Genomic DNA, 18,720 nt, shown 5'->3' with positions numbered 1-18,720 from the left:
GGGGTCGGGTCAGCGAGCGGCGGATCCGCTGATGACCGCGACGTCCCCGGCGGCGCGGGCGCGCCAGAGCAGGAGGGCGACGGCCGCGGCGACGAGGGCGATCGCGGTGAGCGCGAGACCCGGGTAGCCGAGGCCGGCGAGCACGGGGCCGGCAAGGGCGCCGCCGAGCGCGCCCGAGGAGCTCATCACCAGATCCGCGCGGCCCTGGGTGCGGGTGCGCCGGTCGGCACTGGTGGAGGCGGAGACCATCGCCGAGGCCGAGACGGTGGAGGCGCTCCAGCCGAGCCCGATAAGGATGAGCGCGGCGACGACCGCGCCCTCGACCTCGCTGCCGAGCGCCGCCAGCACCAGAGCGAGAAGCAGCGTCCCCTGGCCGAGCGCGATCACCGCGGTGCGTCCGAGTCGGTCGGCGAGCACGCCCCAGAGCGGCGAGAGCGCGTACATGCCCGCGACGTGCAGGCTGATGGTGAGTCCGACGATCTCGAGCGTCGCGCCGCTGTGCGTGAGGTGCACCGGCGTCATCGCCATGACCGAGGCCATCGTCGCGTGACTCAGCGCGAGGATCGCGATGCCGATGCGAGCCGAGCGCGGATCGTCGCGATCGATGGCGGGGGCGGGGCGGGATGCCGGTGTCGACGCGCGCGCGGAGGACGGCGGCTCGGCGGACTTCGGCGGTCCGGCGGGCGAGCCCGCCGCATCCACCTCGGACGACGACGCGAGATCGGCGGCGGGATCGGCGGCAGCACGAGCGGCGGTCGCGTGCGCGAGAGCGCGGGCCAGCCGCAGCGGGTCGGGGCGGAGTCCGAGCGCGTAGATCACCGCTGCGACCGCCTGCGCCGCGATCGTCAGCAGGAAGGGACCCGCGAGCTCGGGGAGGCCGAGCGAGAGACCGAGCCGATTGCCCGCCGAGATGAGATTGGGGCCGACCACCGCGCCGAGCGTCGTCGCCCACACCACGATCGACAGGTCGCGTCCGCGCGTCGACGGCGCCGAGAGATCGGTCGCGGCGAAGCGGGACTGCAGGTTCACCGCCGTTCCGACGCCGATCAGCACGAAGGCGATCAGCAGCAGCGGAAACAGCGACCAGAGCGCGGCGAGGATGCCGAGCACTCCCCCGAGCGCCGCCGTCAGCGCACCCGAGGCGAGCGCCGACGAGCGCCCGGCGCGCTGGGCGAGCGCCGCGAGCGGGATCGCCGCCAGCGCCGATCCGACGGTCGATCCGGTCGTCGCCGAGCCCGACCAGGCCTCGCTGCCGGAGACGAGCGTCGCCAGCAGCGCCCCCGCCGACAGCGTCGACCCCATGCCGAGCCCGGAGAGCACCTGACCGGCCACCAGGACCGAGCGGGTGCGCCGGTGCACGCGCACCGCATCCACCGCCATCGGCAGCTCGGACGGGCTCGAGCTCACGGCGCTACCGGGTCGCCGCGATCACGGGCGGCGTCGGCATCAGCGCGGGTCGCGGTTCAGCGCCGGGTTGGAGAGACGGCCGAGGCCCTCGATGTCGATGTCGACCGTCTGGCCGTGCTCGAAGCTGCCGAGACCGTCGGGGGTTCCGGTGACGATGACGTCGCCGGGCAGCAGCGTCCACACGTCGGTGATGAATTCGATGAGCTCGGGCAGCTTGTGCAGCATCTCGCTCGTGCGGCCGCTGCGGCGCTGCTCGCCATCGACGTAGGTCGTGATCTGCAGGTCGCTCGGGTCGATCTCGGTGTCGATCCACGGGCCGAGCGGGCAGAAGGTGTCGTAGCCCTTCGCGCGCGCCCACTGGCCGTCGGCGAACATCTGGTCGCGGGCCGAGACGTCGTTCGCGATCGTGTAGCCGAAGACGATCGACTGCCAGTCGGCGGCCTTGACCTGCTTGGCGACGCGGCCGATCACGACGGCGAGCTCGCCCTCGTGCACGATGCGCCCCTCCACCGGCGGGATGCGGATCGGGTCGCCAGGGCCGACCACCGCGGTGTTCGGCTTGAGGAAGATGAGCGGGTCGCCGTCGGTGTCCCAGTCCATCGACTTCGCGTGGGCGCCGTAGTTCATGCCGACGCAGACGACCTTCGAGCGCGGGATGACCGGCGCCAGAAGGCGAGCATCCGCGAGGGGGACGCGCTCTCCCGTCGTCTCGTAGCCCGCGAACATCGGGTCGGCCTTGAGGACGACGATGTCGTCGTCATCGATGACTCCGAAACGCGGGTCGTCGTCTCCGGTGCTGAAGCGCGCGACTCTCACCCGACGATCCTACCGACGGGGATGCGGCAACCGTTGAACGATTCCGACAACGCGGTGCCGCGATCGGTGGCGATGAGTGCGGATTCCGCCAATGCAGGACGGCGGATGCGACGGAAAGCGTCGATCTGCATCGCACGCACCCTCGGCGAGATCGCCCGTGACCACTATGACCGCATCCCCCGTCGTGTGCGGGTCGGCCGCGTCGCCGATCAGCCGAAGCGGCCGTTGACGTAATCGGCGGTGCGCTCGTCCTGCGGGTCGCCGAACATCGCATCCGTCGCCCCGTGCTCGACGATGCCGCCGGGCTTGCCGGCGCCGGCGAGGAAGAACGCGCACTGGCTCGAGACGCGCTGCGCCTGCTGCATGTTGTGCGTGACGATGACGATCGTGACCTCGCTGGCGAGCTCGAGCATCGTCTCCTCGATCACACGGGTCGAGGTCGGGTCGAGAGCCGAGCAGGGCTCGTCCATGAGGAGCACGCGCGGCTGGACCGCGAGCGAGCGGGCGATGCAGAGACGCTGCTGCTGGCCGCCGGAGAGTCCGCCGCCGGGCGCGCGCAGACGATCGCGCACCTCCTTCCAGAGGCCCGCCTTCTGCAGCGAGGTCTCGACGAGGAAGTCCTTGCGGGCGCGATCGGCCCGGATGCCGGTGAGCTTGAGCCCGGCGATCACGTTGTCGTAGATCGACATCGCCGGGAAGGGGTTCGGCTTCTGGAAGACCATGCCGATCGCCTTGCGGGCGTCGGTGAGGCGCTTCTGCGGCTCGTAGATGTCGTCACCGTCGAGCAGCACCTCACCGGCGAGGCTCGCCGAGGGCACCAGCTCGTGCATGCGGTTGAGGATGCGCAGGAACGTCGACTTGCCGCATCCCGACGGGCCGATCAGCGAGGTGATCTGGCCGGCCGGCATGGTGAGCGAGACACGATCGAGCACCTGGTGGTCGCCGAACCAGGCGGTGATGCCGCGCGCTTCGAGCATCGCGAGAGGCTCGCGCGGGGTCTCGGGATACGCCGCGGCCGCGGCGGCCTGGTACGCGCCGCTGAAGCCGGCGTCGCCGTAGCCGGGGATGACCGACGGCGCCGCGGAGGCGTAGTGCGGGTCGGCTTCGAGCCGCGCGTCGGCGACGGGCGAGGTGGCCTCCGCGCCGCCGAAGCCGGTGGAGGCGTAGCCGGGGTACGCGGCCGCGGCGGGCACCGGGGTCGGGACGGGCGGCACGAAACCGGTCGCGGGCTCGACCAGCGCCGGGGCCTCGGCGGTCGCGGTCGGAGCGGACCCGGTCGGAGCGGCGGCGGTCCCGGTCGCCGGGTTCGCGGCCGCCGGGTTCGCGGCCGCCGGGGCCGGGGTCGCCGGCAGGACCTCGGTCACCGGGTCGCGGTGCGCATCAGTCATGAGAGATCTCCTCGGGATGGATTCAGAGCACGTTCGGCAGCAGCGGCACGATGCGATCGGCGGCGAGCAGCACGGCGAGTGCGACGACGGGGGCTCCGACGAGCCAGGTCTTGCGGCTGCCGACGCGGCGGCGAGCCCAGACGGCGCCCAGGTGAGCGGCGAGCAGGAACTGCAGGGCGAAGACCAGGCTCCAGACCTCGCGGGTGTCGGCCTGCAGCGCGCGCTCCTCCGGAGGCAGCGCTCCCGTGGTGGTCCAGCGGGCGCCCGCATCCATCACCGGGCTGACGAGGCGCGCATCCACGTAGACGACGCCGTTCGGCGCGAAGGCGGGACCGCGGGCGCTCTGCAGCACGAGCCGGCTGCCGCCGCGGGCCAGCGCGGCCGGCGTCGGGTCGCCGGCATAGCGCACGCCGATGACCTCGAAGGTGCTGCTGCCCTGGCCGGTGCGCACCGTGAAGCGGTCGCCGGGGGCGAGCTCCTGGATGTGCGAGAACGGTCCGCCGTACGCCGCCGCGCGCCCGATGAGCACGCTGACACCGGGCTGGCCCGGCAGCGGGGTGTCGCGGCGGTGGCCGGCGCCGGTCTTGAGGGTGTCGGAGTCGGTGCCCTCGACGAGCACCTCGTTCACCCCGATCTGCGGGATCGAGAGGATGCCGACCGGCGAGGTCGAGCGCAGCATCTTGCCGGTGTAGTCGGCTTCGCTGACCGGCGCGGTGCCGGCGGCGAGCTGCGCGCGGAAGGCGTCGCGGAGGCGCTGCTGCGACTCGAGGTGCTGCAGCTGCGAGAGCACGACCACCTGGAGCAGGAAGGCGAAGAGCAGGAGCACCGCGGTGATGATCACGCTGCGCGACACGGCCTGCGCGGGCGACAGCGGGGCGAGCAGCACGGGCGGCTTCGGCACGCGGCGCGGGGGTCGCGGCACGGGCGGGTACGCGGTGTATCCGGGTTGGGCGGGCGGCGCCTCGACCGGCACCCCGCCGGCAGGTGACGCGGGAGCGGGGGCCTCGATCACGCTCATGCGAAGGCCTCCTGCACGGCGACGCGAGGGCGACGGACCGCGGCGGAGATACCCCAGCCGGCGCCCGCGGCGACGATCACGCCGAGCAGGATCGCCCACGGCGCGATCACGATCGACTGCTCGCGGGTCAGCTTGGCCAGGTCGATGCCGTCGACCGACTTCGGCGGGGTCGCCTCGAGGTGCGAGGTGACGAAGGTCCACTGCCCGACGCCCTCGACCTGCGTGCGCACGGTGCGGTCGGTCTTCGGGGCGAGCACGACGGTGCGCTCGACCGGGCCGCCGATGCGGTTGCCGAAGGGACCGGTCATCCAGAGGCGCAGCTTGACCGACATGGCCGAGGATGTGCCGTTGCGCAGCGTGACCGCGGTGCTGAGCGCGCCCCGGTTCGGCAGCGGCGAGATCTGGTAGCCGAGACGCATCCCGCCGATCGAGAAGGCCGCGTCGGCCGCGGCCGAGGCCGCGGGCTTGCCGTCGGGAGTCGCGCCCGTGTCGACGGCGTCGCCGCCACCTGCCGTCGAGCCGGAGCCCGAGGTCGAGCCGAAGCCCGACGAGCCCGATCCCGAGCCGCCGAAGCCGCCCGAGTCGCTGCCGCCGAAGCCGCCGGAGTCGGATCCGCCCGTCGGCGTCGAGCCGTCGTCGGTGACCGTGACCGAGATCGGGTAGTCGCCGCCGCCGTTCAGGTCGTCGGCCGCGAAGGCCGCGACGGGAGCAGCCGCGGTGATCGCGACGGCTGCCGCGCCGACCAGCAGGGCTGCCGTGAGCATCCGCTTCATCGGTCGGCTCCGAGCTTCTCGGGGGCGCCGCTCTGTCGGGGCGACGAGGCCTCGCTGCGGGCCTGCTCGGCGACGTGCGCCATCCACGCCTCGGCGCGGCGCGCATCGGCGCGGGCGCGGAGGCGGGTGACGAGGATGACGAGACCGATCACGAGCAGCACCGCCAGCAGCAGCCAGGGCACGGCCGCGAGCGAGGTGCTGCGCTCGGTCGTGACGAGCGACGGAGGCTGGATGGCGTCGGGCGAGATCTGCGGAGCGAGCGTGATCGTCGGCTCGAGGTAGCCCAGCGCGGGAACGCCGTGCAGGGTGACGCTCAGCTCGCGCACGTTGCCGGGCAGCAGCTCGGGGAAGTCGGGGCGGGCCTCGGGCGAGGAGAGGCCGAAGCCGAACCAGGTGCGCAGGGTGACGACCGCGAGGCCGCCGAGGGCGACGTTGCCGGTGTTCTTCACCGTCATGTCGATCTTCACGGTGCCGTCGAGCGGGTTCCAGCTGTAGCCGTAGTCGGCCTTCATCGAGCTGACGGTGAGGGCCGCCTGGATGTCACCGGGCACGCGCACGTAGAGGCGCGTCGCGACGCGGCGGTCGACGAGCACCTGCCCGTCGGGGCTGACGGCCGAGAGCACGACGCCGCCGGCGTGGTCGCCGGGGCCGGCATCCGCGGGCACGTCGACCGCGAAGGCGACCGCGCGGGACTCGCCCGGCGCGAGGTCGAGGGTGGCGCGGGGCTGGCCGCCGAAGGTGACCCAGCCGCCGACATCCTTCGCAGTGTCGTCGGTGGGCAGCAGGCCCCAGGAGCCGTCGTCGGTGTTGAAGGCGTCGGTGCCGAAGACGGTGACCGTCTGGCGGGTGGTGCCGGTGTTCTTCACCAGGTACTCGTCGTCGAGGTGCTGACCCGGGCCGACCTGGTAGGTGAAGCGGGTGCGGCCATCGGCGGCGCCGGCCTTCGCGGGCGCGCCCGAGATGCCGATCGTGTCGTCCGCGCGGGCGGAGACGGCCGGGGCGACGCTGAGCAGCGTGGCGGCGGCGACGAGCGCGAGAGCGGCGGCGGCGAGGCGCGCGGCCGGATTCGCGGCGGAGGTCCAGGTGGGCACAGTGTATGAAGCCATCGGTCATTGGCCGCGCGGCGTCCGTCAGGTGAACGCCGACTTAAGTGCGGCCGGGGTGGATCGGGCAGGGCTGAGGCCCCGGACGAGGCCCGCCGTCGCGTGCGACGACGAGCCCGCCCAGGGCCTCGAGAGTGTTACTTCGAGACGAGCGTCAGCGTCACCTTGGAGGTGTACGTGCCGGCCTTCGACTTCGCCGGGGCGACGAAGGTGAGGTCGGCGTCGACGACGCTGGTGCCGCTCGTGCCGGCCGCAGCCGACGCGAACTTGTTGTCACCGGCGGTGCCGGCCTGGTTTCCCGCCGCCGCGGCCGCGGGGCCGGAGGTGACGAGGGGCTTCACACCGAGCTGCTTGGCGTCGATGTCGTCAGCCGAGGTTCCACCGGTGAGGCTGAACTTCGCGACGCCGCTGGTGAGGTCCCAACCGGGGGTCGACGACACGCGGCCGTCCTTGATGGTGACCGAGCCGAGCTTTCCGGTGGAGGTCGAGAGACCGTTCACCAGGGCCGCGGTGCCGAGGGTCGCCTTCGCGCCGGCAGGAACCGAGAGCTCGAGCGCGCCATCCTGCGCCGCGACGGTCGTCGCCGAGACGTCGACCGAAGCGGTCTGCGTGCCGGCCGGCGGGTCGGTCGGCGTGGTCGACTCGGCGGGCGAGTCGAAGGTGTAGGTGTCGGTGCCCTTGACGATGTGGACGGTGTTGAAGATGACGCCGCCGTCCGCGATGGCCGTGCCGGTGTTCTTGGTGAACGCGATGCCGACGCTGTAGTCGCCACCGATCGCCTGGATCGACGCCGCGTTGCCGTTGGTGAGGCTCGCCAGGTCGGCGCTCGGCAGCTGGACGTCCTTGGTTCCGCGCTTGAAGGCGCCGGCTCCGGTCGCGATCCAGTTGGTGATGGTGCGCTCCTCGCCCGGCTTGGAGAGGAACATCACGACCTCCTCGGCGTCAGTCGAACCCTTGAAGTTCGACCACGTCGCGGTGGGGCTGGCCACAGGGCTGTCGCCCCAGTGGAGCACCGTGTCAGCCGCGTACGGCTGAAGGGTGGTGCCGTTGAGGGTGTACCACTTCGCGGCAGAACCGGCAGGGGTGGCCGTTGCGGCGTTGGCCGCCGCGACGGGGCTGATCGCGGCGAGCGCGACGGCGAAGACGCCGGCGATCGCGATGCGTCGCTTGGTGATGATCATTTCGGGATTCCGTTCAGGATCAGAGCGTGACGAACGCGGGCTGCGGCGTGGTGTTCGCCGTCGGGAGGAAGCCGTAGGCGGTCTTGACCGCGCCGGCGCTGTTCGGAGTCGAGCCGTAGTTGATCAGGCTGCGCGGGTTGGTCGGGTCGAACAGACGCGCGAGCGTCGCGTCGTAGTTGCCGCGGCCGCCCGTGAAGTTCTGCTGGACGCGCGAGCGCTCGACGACCAGGAAGGTGTCACGACCGAACTTCGCGTCGGCGTAGTAGGTCGGGTTCGCCTCGAGCGCCGGAGCGGTGCCGGTCACGGGGACGACGCCGGTGACCGCGCTGCCCAGCGACGCGCCGGTGGTGCTGTTGACACCCGAGACGCCGTTGGCCTGAGCGACCCAGCTCGCCACCGAGAAGGGGATGATCTCGCCGGCGTTGAGCACGGTCGCGTCGTTCTCGGCCGTGACGTTGCCGTTGTCGTTCACGGCCGGCGCGCTGTAGACGCTGTTGACCGCGGTGTAGCCGAGGGCACCCAGGAAGAAGCTGCGGGTGCCCGAAGCCGTCTGAGGAAGGCGAGGCTTGATGTCAGCGCCGCCGACGTTGGTCAGGGTGCCGTCATAGATCTGACGGAGCTGGGCAGCGCTGAGGTTGGCCCACGACGCATTGCCGCCCTTGTAGGCGTAGCCCACCGCGTCACGCGCGAACGGGTAGTAGAGGAGCTTGCCGTCAGCATTGGCGTTCGAGCCGGGCGCACTCGAGGAGCGCGCGATGTCGACCTGATTGGTGATCGCGACGGCCTTCACGTTCGGGCTGGTCGTGGCGGAGTAGTTGACGCCGGTGATCGAGGCGCGCAGAGCGGTGACTCCCGCGCCGGAGCCACCGGGACGGCCGAAGAAGGCGCCGTTGGGCTTGGTCTGGACCGCAGGGGATCCGAACGCGTCGAACGAGCCGAGCGTGGCGCCGTTTCCGGTGGTGACGCGCACGAGCGAGCCGGAGATGTCGGTGCCGTTGATGAGAGCGTTGGCGGAATCCTGCAGCGTGTCGGAACCGACCAGCACATAGCTGTTCGAGACCGGCTCCGCGAAGGCGGGGGCGACGAGCGCGGAGCCGGCGACGGCCACCGCAGCGACCGCGGCGAAGGCCGCGATCTTCTTGATCTTCAAGGGAGTGCTGTCCTTTGTCTCAGGGTGGGTTCCGCGCACGTCCCAGTCGGTCGTTCGCGGCTTGGTGCGGGGCGCCGGATCCCAGTCCGGTGCAGCGTGCCCCGCCAAGATCGGGATCAGAGGCGTCTCCGGAAGAGCGAGATGCCGGGCACCGCGAGGGCGCCGAGGAGGCCGGCCAGGAGACTGAGCGGCACGACCGAGTCGAGGCCGCCGGTCTTCGGATCGGCCGGGGTGCGGGAGGCGGAGAGGGAGCTCGCGAGATCGCCGGACGCCGCCGGGTCGCTCGTGCCGGCCGCGCCGGACGCGTCGGGCGAGCCGAATCCGTCGCCAGCCGAGCCGAAGCCCGCATCCGCTGACCCGAAGTCGGAGCCGGGCGAAGCGAGCGAGCCGTCGCCCGAGGCGTCGGTCGGCTGCGTGGCCGTCGTGCCGGCCTGGATCTTCGCGGCAGCGGCGAGCGCCTGGTCGCGCCAGCCCTGCGGCAGTGGTGCGTAGCCCTCGGGGAGCTGTCCGACCCCTTGTCCGGTCGTCTGCGCCGCATCCGATACGGCATAGCGGATGAAGGCGGCGAAGCTCGCTCGCAGGGTCGCATCGGACATCTTCGGGCTCACGGCCGCGTAGACGGGGACCGTCAGAGGGTAGGCGGTCGGGGCGGCGGCTGCGGCCGCTGAGGTGTTGTCGAGCGAGTAGACCTGACGCTGAGTCGGCGTCGCGGTCATCGCCGCCGCCGCCGCCAGCATCGATTCCGCGCTCGGTGCGACGAACTTGCCCGCCGCATTGCGCAGGGAGGCCGTGATGGTCTGGTAGCGCGACGCAGCCGACGTGTCGGTGACGCCGATGACCGCCTGAGCGCCGGGGAGGTCGCGACCGGTCTTGTCGTACTGAGGAGGCGCTGCCTGCGCATTCCATCCTCCGAGCACCTGGCCGTCGCCGCGCAGCGTCTTGTACGCGGAGGTGTCGAGGTCGTTGACGAAGGGTCGCCAGGTGACCAGATTGATCGGACCACCCGTCGCGGATTCGGCGGTCTCGACCGGGTCCGCCTTCGGGAACGTGTCGTTGGGATAGGTGATGGCGAGCGTCTGATCACCCTCGCCCCGCGGTGCGAAGTCGACCGAGTCCGACGCCCACTTGTTCACGGTCATGCCCCACGGATCGGGCTTGCCGCTGAGGAAGTCGCGGGCGTCCTGATCGGACATGACGTATGCCCAGATGGCCCACGCGGAGTCGGAGCGTCCCTGCGGGACGAGAGCGTCGGCGATCGCGGGGGTGGCGATCGCCTGGTACTTCCATTCCGGGTCGTTGATCGCCTGGAAGTCGGGGTCGAAAGCGATGTTCCGTGGATTCTTCGCGATGTGCGAGCGGTCGGAGAAGTAGGGCAGCGCATCGCGGTACGAGCTGGTGAGCAGCTTCGCGACGAGTCGCGGCGTCAGGTTCATGCTCGTGAACGGCAGCTTCGCCCTTTCGAGGTACTCGTCGGGGGTCGAGCCGCTCAGGCTGGGCTGGCGATCGATGGCGAACGAGATCGCGAGCCCGGTCAGCGCGACCGGCGCGTACTGGAGGTCGTCCTCGATGTCGCCCTGGAGCGGACGAGATGACAGCGCCATCGGGCCGGAGTTGGCGCCGTTCGCGATCGCGAGGGCATCGGATTCCGTGCCGGAGAGGATCGTGTAGGCGTCGCCGCCCTTCGCCGTGCAGAGGGTCGGCTGCCACGACGCCACGGCGCCCGCCATCAGCTCGCTTCCCTGCAGCTGACGCTCAGCCGCACCAATCGCGCACACGTCGCCGATCGGGCGGAAGTCGAGCCGAACTGCGATCCGGTGCTTCCACTGGTCCCAGAACAGGGCGGACTGGTCGACCTGCCGACTGCCCGTGTCGGCAGCACCCCGCGGTACTGCGACGAGCCAGCAGGCGCGCCCCGTGACCGTGCCGTCAGCGGCGCGATTCGCGTCACCGCACCCGAGACCCGGCGCCTGGACCTTGGTCTGCATCTCGAACTTGATGCTTCCGGTGCCGTCGGCACCGGAGCCGGCCCACGGCACCTCGTTGGTCGTGTACTTCGTGAAGAACTGGTTCGTGTTCGGGTCGATGCCCGGCATCCGCTGGCCGTCCTTGACGTTCGTGTACAGCGTCCCGTCGACCGCCTGGAACGGGATCGACGTGTAGTCGTTCTGCGAGAACTCCGAGGCGGAGAACGCCACGTCCTGCGGGGCGGCGCCGTTCGCGTCGTGGAACTTGTCGCGAGTCGCGCCGGAGGTGTTGAAGCCTCCGTACTGGCAGGTGGTGCGGTCGGGCTGCGCGGGCTGACCTGCCGGAACCGACGAGTCGTCGCCCCAGCACTGCATGAACTGGAGGAAGTCCTTCCCGCCGTTCTGCTGGCTGGGCTGAGTGGACGGCTTGCCGCCGCTCCAGCTGACGACCACGGCCTGCGACACCAGCCCCTCTGTCTGCGCGACGGTCAGCTTCAGGTCGGGGAACGGAGCGGTCGCGATGTCGGCATCCTGGTCCTTCGCGCTGACCGTCACCGCCGAGCTGTCGTCGGCCTTCGCGGCGGGCGCCGGCGCCGTGACGACCAGGCCGACGCCGAAAGCGAAGCCGGCGCTGAGCAGGCCGGCGATCAGCGAGGCGCCGTACTGACGGGCGCGGCGCGGCTGCGGGGCGGGTGCGGACACGAGGATCTCCAGGCGGGTTCGGGTCGGACTCCCGAGGAATCCGACGAAAGGCTCGGCGCGGTGAGTGACATCGCGGTGAACGGATGGGGAAGGAGCACACGCCGCTGAACGGCTCAGGGGTGCGTCGGCGTGGCGGTGCTGCTCGGGTGAGCGCGCACGCCGGATGACGGCTCGGCGGGGTCGGTCCTCAACGACTCCGCCGAGCCGGGCGCGAGAGGGCGCGAAGGCGGAGCCTCAGCTCCCGTGGCGGCGGTCGGCGGTACGCATCCGCCGTGACAGCAGCGGCGGCAGCACGACGGCGCCGACGAGCAGCAGCACGCCGATCACCATGGCGATCTGCGGTCCGCCGAAGCCGTCGGAGGGCAGCTCGTAGGGCTTCGACACGGCACCCGCGTTGGTGCTGCTGACCAGCTGGCCGTTCTCGTCGTACTGAGCCTCGCCCCCGGCCGCACCCGCGCCGTCGCCGGTCGTCGCGCCGTCACCGCCGGCGCCCGAAGCGGCGCCGCCCGATCCGCCCGATCCGCTCGCGCCGCCGCCGGCGCCCGACGCCGAACCGCCCTTGCCCGAGCCGCTGACCGCGGTGTCGGTCTTGGCGCCCGCGGTGCCGGTCGTGCACTGATCCGGCCCCTTCTTGTCGCAGGCGGCCGGCTGCGGCGCGGTCTGCGCGAGCACGTTGTCACGCTCGCTCTGACCGGGCTTGAAGGTCGGGTTGTTGCACTTGTTGATGTCGACGTTGACGCCCGCGGCGCCGGGGATGCGGGCGATCTGCGTGAATCCAGCCTTCACCAGGTTCATCGGCAGCGGCGAGTAGCCGAGCGCCGAGGCCTGCTGCTGACCCTCGCAGAGCATGTAACTCGCGAAGGTGCCGAGCGTGGTGCCCTTCTGCTCGGTGAAGATGCCCCGCACCTTGAGCGGCACGATCATGTAGCTGTAGCTCGACAGCGGGTAGTTGCGCGGGTCGCCGTTCGTGTAGACGCCGTCGAGGTTCTGGGTCAGATCGCTGTTGATGCCGGCCTGCATGAGCGCGACGGCGACGGAGGCGGCGGTCGGCTCGACGTAGTAGCCGGAGGCGTTGAGCACCTTCGCGACCGGGAAACCGGACTTCATCGCGTAGCTGTACTCGACGTAGGTGATCGCGCCCTCGCCGTAGCTCTGGCTGACGTAGCCGGCGACGCCGAGCGAGCCGTTCTGCGCCTTGATCGCGCCCTTCACGGGGTACTGCGAGGTGAGACCGCTGCGGCCCGAGAAGGCGGACCACTGCGACTGGTACTGCTTCGCCATCCAGAGCGTGAACTGCGCCGTCGAACCCGAGCCGTCGGAGCGCACGACCGGCGTGATCGCCTTGTTCGGCATCGCGAGACCCGGGTTGTCGGCCGCGATCGCCTTGTCGTTCCAGTTGGTGATCTGGTTGGTGAAGATCTTCGTGATCGTGTCGCCCGACAGGCGCAGGTTGGTGACGCGCTTGCCGCCGATCTTGAGGTTGTACATGAACGACGTGCCGCCCGCGACGATCGGCATGTAGGCGAAGCTGCCCGCCTCGGGGTTCTCGGGCTGCGCGCCGGGGACGTCGGGCACGGTCTGGAACGGGATCTCGCTCACCGCATAGTCGACGGTGCCGTTGATGAAGTCGGTGCGGCCGGCCGACGAGCCGGTGCCGTTGTAGTTCACCTGCATGCCGTAGTTGGTGGCGACGTTGCGGCGCCACTGGTCGAGGGCGTTCTGCGACCAGGTCGAGCCGGAGCCCGAGATCGCGACGTAGCTCGCGGCGTGCGCGGGGCCGGTCGCCCCGGAGCCGACCGAGATCAGCGCGGCGAGCGCCACGGTGGAGATCGCGGCGGCGACGAGGCGCCGGGCGGTCGTGCGGATCATCGCGGGGTCTCCTCGGAGTCGGATGCGGTGTCGGGTGATGCGGCTGTGCTGGATGGCGATGCGGTGTCGGGTGATGCAGCGCTGCTGGTCGCGGGCTCTGCGGCGGGCACGGCCGGCGGCACGGCGCCCAGCTCCGCCTCGATGGCCGCGTCGGAACCCGGGTCGGGCTCCGCCTCCGGCTCGAACGGCAGCGGGTCGAACTCGGTGGCGACGACGTGCGCCGAGACCGACGCGAGCGACACGGCGGCCGCGGCCGACGTCATCCGCTCGAGGTCGTCACGCGAGCGCTGCGCGGCACGGCGGCGCTCGCCGGTCGACTGCACGCCCGGCGGGCGCCCGCCGATGACGCGGGCGACGAGGAACAGCAGCAGCACGAGCAGCACGAGCGCGGCGGCGGTTCCGAATCCGCGGGCGATCATGGTCGGCTCGGGCGACTTCACGAACTCGAAGACCTGCAGCGGCAGCGAGATCATCGGCCCGCTGAAGGGGTTGAGGTTCATCACCGCGGTGACGCCCGAGGTCAGCAGCACGGGCGAGGTCTCGCCGATGCCGCGCGCGGTTCCGAGGATGACGGCGGTCACGAGACCCGAGCGGGCCGTCGGCAGCACGACGTGCCACACCGTCTTCCAGCGGTTCGCGCCGAGCGCGTACGAGGCTTCGCGCAGATTGCCGGCGACGAGGCGCAGCACCACATCGGAGGCGCGGATGACGATCGGCAGCATCATCACAGTGATCGCCATCGACGCGGCGAAGCCCGAGCGCTGGTGCGTGACCAGCTGCACGATCGCGGCGTAGACGAAGAGACCGGCGACGATCGAGGGCAGCGCGGTCATCGCATCCGAGATCGTGCGCACGAACCGCGCGAAGCGCCCGCCGACCTCGTTGAGGAACACCGCGGTGAGGATGCCGAGGGGCACCGTGATCACGAGGGCGATGCTGATCTGGATGAGCGTGCCGAGGATCGCGTGCAGGATGCCGCCGTCGGTCAGCGGGTCGAGCGGGCCGGCGAACTCCATCGTCTGCGTGAAGAAGTTCAGGTGGCCGAGCGCGTCGGAGCCGCGCACGAGCGTGAAGCCGACGACGAAGACGAGCGCCGTGAACAGCACGACGCCGGCGCTGATCATCAGCACCGTCATGAGGCGGTCGGTGACGGCGCGGCGATCGCTGCCGATCGCGACCAGCAGGGCGTAGAAGCCGAGGAAGACGACGTAGCCGATGACGAGCGCGCCGAAGGCGCCGGTCAGCGGGCTGAACCACCAGTAGATGAGCGCGGTGAAGCAGATCGCGGCGACGATCGAGCCGATCGCGTCGAACTTCGCCGCCAGCGTCGACTTGCCGAGCCCGCGTCGCGGCGGCTCGGGCACATCCGTCAGATCGGGGATGCTCGTGCGCGGGGGGACGCGCGGCGCCGGGCGCACCGGGCGCGTCGGGGCGGGGAGCTCGGGCTCCATCTCGGCGCGGATCTCCTCGAGGAGGAGCTGCGGGTCGACCTGCTGCAGTGTCATGGCGGTGTCAGTTGGTCTGGGCGCCGGAGCGCGAGCGGGCGACGACCAGCGAGGCGCCGAAGTTGATCACCAGGGTGATGAGGAACAGCGCGAGGCCCGCGGCCATGAGCGCCGACAGGCCGAACTGGCTCGACTCGCCGTAGCGCAGCGCGATCAGCGCCGAGACCGAGTTGCCGCCGGTCTTCAGCACCTCCCAGTTGAAGCTGAACAGCGGCGAGATGATCATGTAGACCGCGATCGTCTCGCCGAGCGCACGGCCCAGTCCGAGCATGGTCGCGCCGATCACGCCGCCGCGGCCGAAGGGCAGCACGACCGCGCGGATCATGCCCCAGCGGGTCGCGCCGAGCGCCAGGGCGCCTTCGCGCTCGCCGACGGGCGCCTGCGAGAAGGCCTCGCGCATGACCGAGGTCTGCGTCGGCACGACCATCAGGCCCACGATGATGCCGGCGATGAAGGCCGACGAGGTGAAGGCGCTGTCATCGCTGAGGGCGTGACCCTGCGCATCCGTCACCCGCAGGAAGGGCAGGGCCCAGCCGACGTAGGTCGAGAGCCAGCGCGACACCGGGATGATGTTGTCCTGCAGGAAGAACAGGCCCCACAGCCCGAACACGACACTCGGCACGGCGGCCATCAGGTCGACGAGCGTGACGAGCAGGCCGCGCAGCCGGCCGCGGGCGATCTCGGAGATCAGCAGCGCCGTGCCGAGCGCGAGCGGAACGCTCACGCACATCGCGACGATCGCGATCGTAACCGTGCCGAAGAGCACCGCCGCGATGCCGAAGTGCTTCGTCTCGGGCGACCACTGCTGCTCGAACAGGAACGACGGGCCGGCGGCGCCGATCGCCTGCGCACCGCGCAGCGACAGGAACAGGCCGACGGCGAGCATGATCGCGACCGTGATGCCCCCGGCCGAGAAAGCGGTGCGGCGGAAGACGGCGTCGGCGAACGACGGACGCGTGCGCAGCGAGCGCGGGCGGATGTCAGCGGCGGTCACGAGCGGATCCTCGGGTGGAGTGCGGGGCGGATGAGTCGGGGCCGCGGCGAGCGCGGGGCGGGCGCGGAGAGCGATCCCGGTGAGCTGTCGAGCGGGGACGCCAGGGCGGTTCCGCCCGGATTCCCAGCAGGGTCGAGACAGTTGAACCGCGGCAGGTGAACACGAGGAGTCCAGGTCATGAAGGCCCCCTGGCCGCTGACGGGGACGGCGAGGGGCGCGCCGGCGACGGGCTCGCGCTGGGCGCACGGCTCGTGACGCGCAGCTCGATGACGGTGCCGATCGCGACCGAGGTGCCCGCGATCGGGCTCGTGCCGGTGGCGACGAGGGCCGTGCCGGAGTCGCCGGTGCCGGCGCCGGTGCTGCCGCCCGAGCCGGAGCCCGAGCCGGAGCCCGACCCGGCTGCGGCGCCGGTGACGTTCGAGCCGAAGCCGGCCGCGGTCAGGGCGTCCTGCGCGGCGGCGACGGTGAGACCGGAGACCTCGGGCACCCGGTTGCGGCCCGAGGCGACGACCAGGTCGACGCGCGAGCCCGCCACGGCCGTGGCCGGGGCGCTCAGCACGGTGCTCTGCGCCTGCGGCGAGTCGCTCTCGCTCACCACGCCGACCGCGAGCCCGAGCTCGGCCAGGCGTGAGGTGGCCTCGCCCAGACCCATGCCGGCGAGATCGGGCAGCACGACGTCGAGCGCCGCCGTCGGCGCGGTCGGCTGCTGCGCCGCCCGGGTCGGCCGGGCGGAGGCGCTCGCCGAGGCTGTGGGGCTCGCCGAGATCGTGCCGTGCTCGCGCACCGAGTCACGGCCGCCGCCGGCGTCGGCGAGCGCCGGCAGGGTCGCGATGCCCGCGACGCCGAGCAGGATGGCGACGGCGGCGATGAGGCCGCCGCGACCGCGGGCGGGCGAGCCGACGGGGTGTGCGGCGCCCGAGGAGGTCGGGTCGGTGCCGGACGGCGCTGCGGTGGATGCCGCGCGCTCGGCTCCGGCGCCGAGGCAGGCGGCGCTCGTCGATCCTGCCGTCGCGATCGGCCTGGTGCGCCGCTGCACGATCTCGGTGCGCGCGTCGCGCGACGCCGCAGCGCCCGTGGCGGCGGCGCCCGCTGAAGCCCCGGATGCCACGGGCGCACCGCCCGCGTCGAGCACGCGTGTCGGGGCGTCCGCGCCGGTCGCCGGCCCGATTCCGGTCGCCGTGCGCCCGAGGGGTCCTGCCGTCCGTCCGCTCGTGTCGGTCGCTCCTGCGGGCCCCGCCGAGGCGTCTGCGATCGGACCGAGGCTCGCGAGCGCATCCACCATCCGCCGCCGCAGCTCCTCGGCGTCGCGCGGACGCCGCAGCGGCGACGCGGAGAGCGCCTCGGCGAGCACACGATCCACCTCGATCGGCACGTCAGCTCCGTCGACCGAGGCGATCGGCGGCGTCAGCACCCCGCCCGCCAGCAGGGCGTCGCGCCGGGCTCCGCGGTAGGGCGGGAGCCCGGTCGCGGCGGCGAAGAGCACCGCGGCCGCCGAGAACAGGTCGCCGCGGCGGTCGAGCGGCAGGCCGGCGAGCTGCTCGGGTGCGGCGAAGTCGGGGTTCGCGACGACGCGCGGCGCCGTGCGCGACTCGGGCTCCGAGCCCGCTCCCCGATCGACGTCGCCATCCGGCTCCGCCGTCGGGTCGAGCCCGAGCACGTCGTCGCCGAGGCTCGCCTCGCCCGACCAGGCCAGCCGATCGACGTCGATGAGCTGCACGTCGGCCGCGCGGACGGGACCGGATGCCGGCACCAGCACGTTCGAGGTCGACACGTCGCGATGCACCAGCCCCGAGGCGTGCACGGCAGAGAGAGCGGAGAGCAGCCCGTCCGCGAGCTCGCGCACCTCGATCGGCGCGAGCGCGGCGCGACGCAGCCGCCGGGCGAGCGGCTCGCCGTCGGCCCAGTCGAGCGCGATCCAGCAGACGACCGTCTCGCCCGAGCGCTGCTCCCCCGCTCCGCGGATCGCGATGACGTTCGGGTGCGCGACGCGGTGCTGCGCTCCCGCGAGGAAGCGCTCGCGGTCGATCGCGCGCACGGAGAGGTGGGGATGCAGCACCTTCAGCGCCGCCCGCTCCCCCGTCGCGACGTGCGTCGCCGCGAAGACGGATGCCGTCGCACCGCTGCCGCTCAGCTCGCCCAGGCGGTAGCCGCCGATCAGGTCGGGATCCGCCGAGGACGAGGATCCCGCATCCGACGACATGCTCGGGTCCGCGGGCGAGCTCACACCCGGGCGCCGCGCCCGAGCTGCGGGTGCGACACCCGCGCGACCGGGGCGACGGTCGCGATCACGAGCGCCTCGAGCGCCGCGAGCAGCGACTTGCGGCGGTCGCGATCGGTCGAGTACCAGCGCGCGCAGGCGATGACGGGCTCGTCGTCGCGCCGCAGGAACCAGCCGAGCGCCGAGCCGTTGAGGTCGCGCACGAGGCGCGGGTCGAGCGCGGTGACGTCGGCGAGCACGGCGGTGGCGTCGGCGACCGCCGCGGCGGCCGACTCGAAGACGGCGACGCTGCGGGCGAGCATGCGGTGGTTCGAGCCGGCGAGGTGCCAGACGGCCGGCTGCGCGCCGCGGTCGGCGTCGATGACGACACGGGCGATGCCGTTCGGGCGCGGCGCGGGGCGATCTCCGGCGAGACCGGCAGGCGTCGGGCCGAGCTCGGCCAGCGGTCGGGCCGGGCGGCCGTCGACGCCCAGCACGACGCCGGCGACGCGGCTCGAGTGCTCGCGCCACGGGGTGATCTTGGGGCTGGCGACGGAGTCGAAGGTCGTGACGACGATGCGCGCGGCAGAGGCCATCGGGCACATCCTTCGGGCTCGGATTCGGGTGGGGCGAAGGAAGATTCGAGCCGCAGG

Annotated in this window: 15 protein-coding genes; all 15 read right to left on the bottom strand. The window is 72.2% G+C overall.

Annotation, left to right across the window (positions count from 1 at the left end; genetic code table 11):
- Positions 1 to 9 precede the first annotated feature (9 nt).
- Complete coding sequence (locus BJ979_RS07455; RefSeq protein WP_343046630.1) at positions 10 to 1,407, bottom strand: MFS transporter; 1,398 nt, start codon at positions 1,405 to 1,407, stop codon at positions 10 to 12.
- Positions 1,408 to 1,446: 39 nt separating this feature from the next.
- A complete protein-coding gene (locus BJ979_RS07450) occupies positions 1,447 to 2,223 on the bottom strand; it encodes a fumarylacetoacetate hydrolase family protein (RefSeq protein ID WP_179566694.1) in 777 nt (258 codons plus the stop codon).
- On the bottom strand, positions 2,220 to 2,354 hold the full coding sequence (locus tag BJ979_RS17930) for a hypothetical protein (RefSeq protein ID WP_281360917.1): 135 nt from the start codon (positions 2,352 to 2,354) through the stop codon (positions 2,220 to 2,222). The genes BJ979_RS07450 and BJ979_RS17930 overlap by 4 nt, the downstream gene beginning before the upstream one ends.
- Positions 2,355 to 2,432: 78 nt before the next feature.
- The gene (locus BJ979_RS07445) at positions 2,433 to 3,200 is read right to left on the bottom strand and encodes a phosphate ABC transporter ATP-binding protein (protein WP_179569823.1); all 768 of its coding nucleotides are present in this window, start codon (positions 3,198 to 3,200) and stop codon (positions 2,433 to 2,435) included.
- 433 nt (positions 3,201 to 3,633) lie between these two features.
- Positions 3,634 to 4,629, bottom strand: a complete 996-nt coding sequence (locus tag BJ979_RS07440; protein ID WP_246286719.1) for a sortase — start codon at positions 4,627 to 4,629, stop codon at positions 3,634 to 3,636.
- The gene (locus BJ979_RS07435) at positions 4,626 to 5,402 is read right to left on the bottom strand and encodes a hypothetical protein (RefSeq protein WP_179566692.1); all 777 of its coding nucleotides are present in this window, start codon (positions 5,400 to 5,402) and stop codon (positions 4,626 to 4,628) included. Before BJ979_RS07435 ends, BJ979_RS07440 begins: the two co-directional genes overlap by 4 nt.
- Positions 5,399 to 6,508: a COG1361 family protein gene (locus tag BJ979_RS07430; RefSeq protein ID WP_179566690.1), complete on the bottom strand. Its 1,110-nt coding sequence runs from the start codon at positions 6,506 to 6,508 to the stop codon at positions 5,399 to 5,401. The genes BJ979_RS07435 and BJ979_RS07430 overlap by 4 nt, the downstream gene beginning before the upstream one ends.
- Positions 6,509 to 6,642: 134 nt before the next feature.
- Positions 6,643 to 7,686: a hypothetical protein gene (locus tag BJ979_RS07425; RefSeq protein ID WP_179566688.1), complete on the bottom strand. Its 1,044-nt coding sequence runs from the start codon at positions 7,684 to 7,686 to the stop codon at positions 6,643 to 6,645.
- Positions 7,687 to 7,705: 19 nt separating this feature from the next.
- Positions 7,706 to 8,836 carry a substrate-binding domain-containing protein gene (locus BJ979_RS07420; protein WP_179566687.1) on the bottom strand — a complete coding sequence of 377 codons (1,131 nt, stop codon included), beginning with the start codon at positions 8,834 to 8,836 and terminating at the stop codon, positions 7,706 to 7,708.
- 116 nt (positions 8,837 to 8,952) lie between these two features.
- Positions 8,953 to 11,502 carry a hypothetical protein gene (locus tag BJ979_RS07415; protein WP_179566686.1) on the bottom strand — a complete coding sequence of 850 codons (2,550 nt, stop codon included), beginning with the start codon at positions 11,500 to 11,502 and terminating at the stop codon, positions 8,953 to 8,955.
- A 234-nt stretch (positions 11,503 to 11,736) separates the two neighbouring features.
- On the bottom strand, positions 11,737 to 13,371 hold the full coding sequence (pstS, locus tag BJ979_RS07410) for a phosphate ABC transporter substrate-binding protein PstS (protein WP_179566685.1): 1,635 nt from the start codon (positions 13,369 to 13,371) through the stop codon (positions 11,737 to 11,739).
- The gene (gene pstA, locus BJ979_RS07405; protein WP_246286718.1) at positions 13,368 to 14,876 is read right to left on the bottom strand and encodes a phosphate ABC transporter permease PstA; all 1,509 of its coding nucleotides are present in this window, start codon (positions 14,874 to 14,876) and stop codon (positions 13,368 to 13,370) included. Before pstA ends, pstS begins: the two co-directional genes overlap by 4 nt.
- Positions 14,877 to 14,883: 7 nt before the next feature.
- Positions 14,884 to 15,870, bottom strand: coding sequence for a phosphate ABC transporter permease subunit PstC (gene pstC, locus BJ979_RS07400; RefSeq protein WP_179566684.1), 987 nt, complete (start codon positions 15,868 to 15,870; stop codon positions 14,884 to 14,886).
- 175 nt (positions 15,871 to 16,045) lie between these two features.
- Positions 16,046 to 18,094, bottom strand: coding sequence for a protein kinase domain-containing protein (locus tag BJ979_RS07395; RefSeq protein ID WP_179566683.1), 2,049 nt, complete (start codon positions 18,092 to 18,094; stop codon positions 16,046 to 16,048).
- Positions 18,091 to 18,663 carry a hypothetical protein gene (locus tag BJ979_RS07390; RefSeq protein WP_179566682.1) on the bottom strand — a complete coding sequence of 191 codons (573 nt, stop codon included), beginning with the start codon at positions 18,661 to 18,663 and terminating at the stop codon, positions 18,091 to 18,093. The genes BJ979_RS07395 and BJ979_RS07390 overlap by 4 nt, the downstream gene beginning before the upstream one ends.
- Positions 18,664 to 18,720: the final 57 nt, after the last annotated feature.

The sequence above is a fragment of the Schumannella luteola genome (assembly GCF_013408685.1).
GTDB classification, from domain to species: Bacteria; Actinomycetota; Actinomycetes; order Actinomycetales; family Microbacteriaceae; genus Schumannella; species Schumannella luteola.
Note: the sequence above shows the minus strand (reverse complement) of the source record. Positions and strands in the feature narration are given on the sequence as shown.

Bases quoted from the DNA above. Each gene is read 5' to 3' on its own strand.
- BJ979_RS17930 (WP_281360917.1), bottom strand. From the start codon at position 2,354: ATGCAGATCGACGCTTTCCGTCGCATCCGCCGTCCTGCATTGGCGGAA.
- BJ979_RS07445 (WP_179569823.1), bottom strand. From the start codon at position 3,200: ATGCTCGAAGCGCGCGGCATCACCGCCTGGTTCGGCGACCACCAGGTG.
- BJ979_RS07440 (WP_246286719.1), bottom strand. From the start codon at position 4,629: ATGAGCGTGATCGAGGCCCCCGCTCCCGCGTCACCTGCCGGCGGGGTG.
- BJ979_RS07435 (WP_179566692.1), bottom strand. From the start codon at position 5,402: ATGAAGCGGATGCTCACGGCAGCCCTGCTGGTCGGCGCGGCAGCCGTC.
- BJ979_RS07430 (WP_179566690.1), bottom strand. From the start codon at position 6,508: ATGGCTTCATACACTGTGCCCACCTGGACCTCCGCCGCGAATCCGGCC.
- BJ979_RS07425 (WP_179566688.1), bottom strand. From the start codon at position 7,686: ATGATCATCACCAAGCGACGCATCGCGATCGCCGGCGTCTTCGCCGTC.
- pstS (WP_179566685.1), bottom strand. From the start codon at position 13,371: ATGATCCGCACGACCGCCCGGCGCCTCGTCGCCGCCGCGATCTCCACC.
- pstA (WP_246286718.1), bottom strand. From the start codon at position 14,876: ATGACACTGCAGCAGGTCGACCCGCAGCTCCTCCTCGAGGAGATCCGC.
- BJ979_RS07390 (WP_179566682.1), bottom strand. From the start codon at position 18,663: ATGGCCTCTGCCGCGCGCATCGTCGTCACGACCTTCGACTCCGTCGCC.